5 protein-coding genes are annotated in these 7,055 nt (G+C 47.9%); 3 read left to right on the forward strand and 2 right to left on the reverse strand.

Annotated features, from left to right (window positions below; translation table 11 throughout):
- The first annotated feature begins 184 nt into the window (after nt 1-184).
- The 3 genes from NC796_RS24055 to NC796_RS24065 all read left to right on the forward strand — a co-directional run bounded on the left by NC796_RS24055 (nt 185) and on the right by NC796_RS24065 (nt 4,639).
- Nucleotides 185-1,222: a sugar kinase gene (locus NC796_RS24055; RefSeq protein WP_310688365.1), complete on the forward strand. Its 1,038-nt coding sequence runs from the start codon at nt 185-187 to the stop codon at nt 1,220-1,222.
- 256 nt (nt 1,223-1,478) lie between these two features.
- Entirely contained in the window at nt 1,479-2,918 is a 1,440-nt protein-coding gene (locus NC796_RS24060; protein ID WP_310688366.1) for a tagaturonate reductase, read from the forward strand.
- 68 nt (nt 2,919-2,986) lie between these two features.
- Nucleotides 2,987-4,639: an altronate dehydratase family protein gene (locus tag NC796_RS24065; RefSeq protein WP_310688367.1), complete on the forward strand. Its 1,653-nt coding sequence runs from the start codon at nt 2,987-2,989 to the stop codon at nt 4,637-4,639.
- 258 nt (nt 4,640-4,897) lie between these two features.
- Here the strand turns inward: NC796_RS24065 and NC796_RS24070 are convergent, their stop codons facing one another.
- Together NC796_RS24070 and NC796_RS24075 are read right to left on the reverse strand one after the other, a co-directional pair.
- Complete coding sequence (locus NC796_RS24070) at nt 4,898-5,926, reverse strand: LacI family DNA-binding transcriptional regulator (RefSeq protein WP_310688368.1); 1,029 nt, start codon at nt 5,924-5,926, stop codon at nt 4,898-4,900.
- Nucleotides 5,927-6,130: 204 nt separating this feature from the next.
- Complete coding sequence (locus tag NC796_RS24075) at nt 6,131-6,919, reverse strand: gluconate 5-dehydrogenase (RefSeq protein WP_310688369.1); 789 nt, start codon at nt 6,917-6,919, stop codon at nt 6,131-6,133.
- Between the last annotated feature and the right edge of the window lie 136 nt (nt 6,920-7,055).

Raw genomic sequence — 7,055 nt, forward strand, 5'->3', positions numbered from 1 at the left:
ATTGGTATACATAAGTAAAGTAGGAGATTTCATTTTTCTAGTTATCCCACAGATATAGAAGTTTCCCTTTTCTATGAATGAATGGAAATGAAGTACCCTAACCCTTCAGCAGCTAATTTGAGCGTTAGCTGCTGTTTTATTGAATATCATTAACTTAGTTGCAGATACAAATAGATATTTAGACATGAAGAAAGTAGTAACCTTCGGGGAGATTATGCTCCGGCTGACGCCGCCGGGCAATCTCCGGTTTTCACAGGCTAACTCATTCGATGTGGTCTACGGCGGCGGGGAGTCCAACGTGGCCTCTTCGCTGGCCACCTTCGGGCTGCCGGCCGAGTTTGTCACCCGCCTGCCGGACAACGACATCGGCCGCTGCGCGCTCGGGGAGCTCCGCAAGCGCGGGGTCCAAACCGACAATATCATTTATGGAGGAGAACGCCTGGGCATCTATTTCCTGGAGATCGGGGCCGTCAGCCGCGGCAGCAAGGTAGTCTATGACCGGGCCCACTCGGCGATCTCCACTATCCAGAAAGGCATGATCGACTGGGAAGAAGTCTTCGCCGATGCCCAGTGGTTCCACTGGACCGGCATCACCCCGGCGATCTCCCAGGGGGCGGCCGACGCGACCAAAGAAGCCATTGAAGCGGCGAATGAGTTAGGAATTACCGTCTCCACCGATCTGAACTACCGCGCCAAGCTGTGGAACTACGGCAAGCAGCCCGGCGATGTGATGCCGGAGCTGGTGGAGGGTTGTGACATTATCCTGGGCAACGAAGAGGACGCCGAGAAGCACTTTGGCATCCACCCCGAACAGGTGGACGTGACCCAGGGGGGAACTGTTGAATCGGAGGCCTACCGGGCCACCTGCGAGCAGCTCTACGAGCGATTCCCGCGCTCCAAGAAGATCATTACGACCCTGCGGGGTTCGATCAGCGCCTCCCACAACACTTGGTCGGGGGTGCTCTACAACGGGGAGGAGTTCCTAACCACCGACACCTACGACATCACCCACATTGTGGACCGCGTGGGCGGGGGCGACTCGTTCATGGCGGGCCTCATCTACGGGCTGATCACCTTCGACGGGGACGACCAGAAGGCCCTGGACTTTGCGGTGGCCGCCTCCTGCCTGAAGCACACCATCTACGGGGATGCCAACCTGTCGACGGTCGAAGAGGTGGAGAAACTGATGGGCGGGGATGCCTCCGGACGCGTTTCACGGTAGAAAGGGTTTAAAAACTCAAAAATATGCTATACATTTAAGCTCCTTTTTATCTCTGGGGTGGGGGGTTGAGCTTTTGGCTTCCCCGGCTGTCTCACCCTAACCGGAAATATCATTGTCGCCACTTGAAAAAGTGTTATTGTCAATAGCGTGGCGATTTAAACTACTGTTTGTAGTTACCGGTTAAGTGATGCGTGACAGTATTATAGAATGCAATCGATTGAAATTATAAATTCAAGGATAAACACTACCATATATCATGCTTAAACCATTAAATAACGATACCATTTCACAAGCCCGTAACGGCACCAGCAAAATTGTTCAGTTTGGGGAAGGCAATTTTTTGCGCGCTTTTGTTGATTGGATGGTAGAAAAGATAAATAAGGAAACGGATTTCAATGGCTCAGTCCAAATTGTACAACCCATAGAAAAAGGGCTGGTTGATGTGCTTGAAGAACAGGATGGATTGTACCATGTACAACTCCAGGGCATAAAAAACGGCAAGCCTCACTCCAGTGTTGAGCTTATTACCTCTGTGGAGGGAGGCCTTAATCCCTATGAAGACTATGAGGACTTCCTGAAACTGGCAGAAAACCCGGAGCTTAAATTTATCATTTCCAATACCACGGAAGCAGGTATCGCCTTTGATGAGAATGATACCGACTATGAGACCATTCCCGAAAGTTTCCCCGCCAAGCTTACCGCTTTTCTATATCGCCGTTTCAAGCATTTTGGCGGAGATCGTAACAAGGCACCGATTGTATTGCCCTGCGAGCTTATCGCCCAGAACGGTGACAAGCTAAAGGAGTATATCCTGCGGTATGCCGAACTGTGGGATACCGAAGATGAATTCAAAGAGTGGGTGGACACCTACATGACATTCTGCAATACCCTGGTTGACCGAATTGTACCGGGTTTTCCCAGCGAGAATATTGATGAAATCCAGGAGGAGATCGGGTACAAGGATCAGCTGGTGGTGAATGGTGAATATTTCCATCTCTGGGTTATCGAAGGACCGGAATGGATCCAGGAAAAGCTGCCGTTTCAACGGGCTGGTTTGAATGTCAAGTTTGTTGATTCACTTGGTCCATACCGGACAAGAAAAGTTCGAATCCTAAATGGCGTCCATACCAGTATGGTGCCCGTGGGATACCTGGCGGGTGATCGTACCGTGAAGGAAGCGATGGATGATAAAGACGTTGGAGAATATCTCAAAAAGGCGTTGTTTGAAGAGATCATCCCTTCACTGGATATGCCACGCGCAGAACTGGAAGGATTTGCTTCCGATGTGTTGGAGCGGTTTGAAAACCCGTATATTAAGCATGAATTGAGTGCCATCGCCTTGAATTCTGTTTCCAAATATAAGGTGCGGGTGCTGCCCTCCCTGCTGAAATATTATGAAAAAAGGGAGGAGCTGCCCAAAAGGCTGGTGTTTGCACTTGCGGCCCTCATTCGTTTCTACCAGGGAGAATGGGAAGGTGAGAAAACACCTCTCAACGATTCAGATGATGTGATTTCGTTTATCCAGGATGCCTGGACGTTGGACGGTTATGGTGAGACCGCGGATAAAGTGCTTGGTCATGCTCAGTTTTGGGACCAGGATCTTACAGAAATCCCGGGCCTCACAGAACTAATGGCCCAATATTTGGAAAGTATTGATGAGCATGGTGTCAGTAAATCACTGAAAGAGCTATTTTAGCAAGACCCATTTATTCAATACTTATATTTCGATAGACTTCGCTAACTACGACAATACATTTTGATATTATGAGTAAGAAAGCCCTGCAAATACATCCGGAAGATAACCTGCTGGTCGCTTTAACTAACCTTGAGGCTGGGGAGGCAGTCTCGGTCAATGGTCACAAAGTGACTGCAAGGCAGGAGATTCCCTCTAAACATAAACTGGCCTTAAAGGATCTGAAAGCCGGTAACAAGATATATATGTACGGTTCTCTTGTCGGAACGGTGACCGAGGATGTACCCACAGGAGGTCTGCTGACAACTGAAAACACAAAACATGACGTATCCCAATATTCTATAAAATCGACCGGGAAAAGTTGGGAGGCCCCAGATGTCAGCAAGTGGAAAGATAAGGAGTTTTTAGGGTATCACCGGCCTGACGGACAGGTGGGAACGGCTAATTACTGGCTGGTAGTGCCGCTGGTTTTTTGTGAGAACCGCAACGTCAACACCATCAAAAATGCGTTCATGAAGGAGCTGGGATATGCAAACAGCAATATTTATGAGCAGTATGTTTCAGATCTCGTTGAATTGTATAAAACAGGAAAGACGGACCAGATCCAGGAAATGACCAGTCCGCCGTCCAAAAATGAACTGAGCGAGCCGGAGCCGATTTTCGAGAATGTAGACGGGATCAAATTCCTGACGCATGAAGGAGGATGTGGTGGAATTCGGCAGGATTCAGAGGCACTTTGTGGTTTGCTGGCGGGCTATATCTATCATCCCAACGTGGCCGGAGCTACCGTGTTGAGCCTGGGGTGCCAAAATGCACAGATTGAGATTTTGGAAGAGAAAATTGCCAATCTCACTTCCGATCTGCAGAAGCCACTCTACATTTACGAACAGCAGCAAAGCGGCACTGAGTATGAGATGTTGACCTCTGCCATTCGCAAAACGTTTTTAGGCTTGGTTGAGGCGAATAAAAATGAACGAAAACCGGCTCCGTTGAGCAAGTTGACCATCGGTATGGAATGCGGCGGCTCGGATGGATTTTCAGGCATCTCGGCCAATCCTTCTGTGGGACATGCCGGCGACCTGGTTACCGCGCTTGGTGGCTCTGTGATTCTCTCTGAATTCCCTGAACTTTGCGGCGTAGAGCAGGAGCTAATAGATCGTACTACAACCAAGGAGATGGCCGAAAAGTTTGTCAGCCTGATGCGAAGCTATTCGGATGCAGCGGAAGCCTCCGGTTCCGGTTTCGATATGAATCCTTCTCCCGGTAACATCAAGGATGGGCTTATTACGGACGCAATGAAATCGGCAGGTGCTGCCAAGAAGGGTGGGACTTCTCCCATACAGGCCGTACTTGACTACACCGAATACGTTCGTAAACCTGGACTAAACCTGCTTTGCACGCCCGGCAATGATGTGGAAAGCACGACGGCGATGGCGGGCTCGGGAGCCAATATTATCCTGTTTACCACTGGCCTGGGAACGCCCACCGGGAACCCTGTTGCACCGGTCGCCAAGGTCTCATCCAACAGCGAGCTTGCGAAAAAGATGCCCGACATCATCGATATCGATACTGGTCCCGTGATTAAAGGAGAAAAAACGATTGAGGAGATGGGTGCTCAGATCCTGGATTATATTATTGACCTGGCCAGCGGAAATATTAAGACGAAGGCGATGCAGCTGAACCAGGATGACTTCATCCCCTGGAAGCGCGGGGTGTCTTTATAAGTGGGCCTTACTCAAAAAGTCTGATTTATTCTTGAACAACCACAATTTCTGGACGATGGCCCCCTCAAAGTCCAGAAAATCCCTGCAGTAAATTTGTTTAACAGCGAACGGAGCAGAAAAGCAATGATCTTTGATAAGCCCGTTAAGGAGAATATCTGGGATTTTTTGGTGACTTTTTTGGTTCATTTTTTCGTCACTGAAAAAATGAACAATCCTTCTGGTGAGATGTATATCCAGGAGATCCACAGGAGAATCAACTTATTTCTTCATGGAAGACCCCCGAATGATCAACTCTGGATTTAAAACGGTTTTCGGCGGGGTAGAGGTCGATATTTTGTCATCTAAACAGTCCAGGAAAAGTCGAGCCGCATAAATGCCCATTTGATTACTGTGCTGATCAACCGTTGTAAGGCTGGGATCTACAAACGAGGTAAATTGCTCATTACTGAAGCCAACAATTGCAACCTGCTCCGGTATAGCAAGCCCTTCGCGTTTAAAAATTTCCATCGCCCCCACGGCTGAGAAATCACTAGCCGAAAAGATTCCATCGGGCAATTCATCTAATTCCAGCAGCTGTTTCGCCATCTCGTACCCGTCTTCGAGGAACAGGTTGCTTTGAATAATTAAATTCTTGTCTACAGAGATTTCATGTGCTTGCAGGGCTTCTTCATAACCCCTTCGTCGCTCCTTGTAGATGCTTACATTGCCGGGCCCCGAAAAATGTACAATCCGCTTACAGCCCTGTTCAATGAGATGTTCGGTTGCTTTGTAGGCGCCTAAGTAGTCATCAATGACAACAGATCCCACTCCCAGTCCGTCATTCACCCGGTCAAAAAGAATAAGCGGTACATTGCGTTCTTTAATTTCCCGGTAGTGTTCAAAGTCGGTGGTTTCCTTGGCATATGAGGCTATGATTCCATCAACCTGCGCTTCCAACAGCGTGCTAATGTTTGCCTTTTCCTTTTCTACCGAATCATTCGACTGGCAAATAATAATGTTGTAGCCCGAATCATTGACGACGTCTTCTATACCACGAACAACAGAAGCGAAAAAGTTTCGATCCATACTGGGCACAATAACACCGATAGTGTTGCTTTTACCTTTCCTCAGAGCGGCGGCAATGCTGTTTGCCTGGTAGTTCATCTTTCGGGCAGTCTCAACTACTAATTTTTTTGTAGAGCTGCTTACGTTGGGATTATCATTCAGAGCCCGGGAAACCGTTGAAGCCGTAATGTCCAGCTCATTGGCTATATCATATATAGTCGTTTTCTTTTTTTCGTTCTTCATTTAAGTAAATGGTTTTAATTTTTGATCCATTTTACTGTGGCAATGGCGGGCCTTCACATCCGTAGAAATTAGTGATCTTATTTTAGTCAACTGAGTACTCTTGCCCTATGCAAAGCCCAAAGGTAACAAATTGATTTTACTTTATTAGCGCTGTGAATTCTTGCATTTATCTGTTTCTGGCTTACTTAAAACCATATAAATATTTTAGTCTTCATCAGCGGGTTTTCCTATTGTGGCAAGTATGCCTCCATCCACATACAAAATGTGCCCGTTAACAAAATCACTTGCTCTTGATGCCAGGAAAACAGCAGCACCCGCCAGGTCCGATGGGTCTCCCCACTTTCCGGCCGGGGTTCTACTTTTGATAAACTCATGCAGCGGGTGCCCATCTTTGCGTAATGGTGCGGTTTGCGAGGTGGCAAAGTAACCGGGCCCAATACCGTTTACCTGTATGTTGTACCGGGCCCATTCAGTAGCCAGGTTCCGGGTAAGCATTTTTAGTCCACCCTTGGCGGAAGCATAGGCACCAACCGAATCACGTCCGAGTTCACTCATCATCGAGCAAATATTGATAATCTTACCCGCTCCCCTTTGAATCATATACTTGCCCACCTTCTGGGCCATGATGAAGGGGCCCACAAGGTCGACATCAATAACTCTGCGAAAATCCTCCACCTTCATATCCTTAAGAGGTTCGCGTTTAATGATCCCGGCGTTGTTTACCAAAATGTCGATCGGACCGATCTCGTTTTCAATCTTGGCTACATATTCTTCAGCTTTGTCTTCACGGGTTACATCAAATATGAAACCGTTTGCCCGATATCCCGCGTTCTCATATTCCTCCAGGGCGTTATCCATCCGCGATGGTGTGGTCCCATTGATAATCAGTTCGGCACCAGCTTCTGCCAGTCCATTCGCCATCGCCATACCAAGTCCATGGGTGGCCCCGGTGACAAATGCTCGTTTCCCTTCAAGACTAAAAAGATCACTCATGATTATCTGAACGCGTTTAGGGGTTAATCTTAAACAGCTAATGCATGTTTAATACGATTGATGGGTTGATCGTTTTGCCAATTGATGTACTGTAATAGCGTTACAGAGGCTACTTTGCTGATCAATCTAGCTCGCA

Origin of the sequence: Aliifodinibius sp. S!AR15-10 (assembly GCF_031569985.1) — a bacterium.
GTDB lineage: Bacteria > Bacteroidota > Rhodothermia > Balneolales > Balneolaceae > JAMQKA01.

Bases quoted from the DNA above. Each gene is read 5' to 3' on its own strand.
- NC796_RS24055 (WP_310688365.1), top strand. From the start codon at position 185: ATGAAGAAAGTAGTAACCTTCGGGGAGATTATGCTCCGGCTGACGCCG.
- NC796_RS24060 (WP_310688366.1), top strand. From the start codon at position 1,479: ATGCTTAAACCATTAAATAACGATACCATTTCACAAGCCCGTAACGGC.
- NC796_RS24065 (WP_310688367.1), top strand. From the start codon at position 2,987: ATGAGTAAGAAAGCCCTGCAAATACATCCGGAAGATAACCTGCTGGTC.
- NC796_RS24070 (WP_310688368.1), bottom strand. From the start codon at position 5,926: ATGAAGAACGAAAAAAAGAAAACGACTATATATGATATAGCCAATGAG.
- NC796_RS24075 (WP_310688369.1), bottom strand. From the start codon at position 6,919: ATGAGTGATCTTTTTAGTCTTGAAGGGAAACGAGCATTTGTCACCGGG.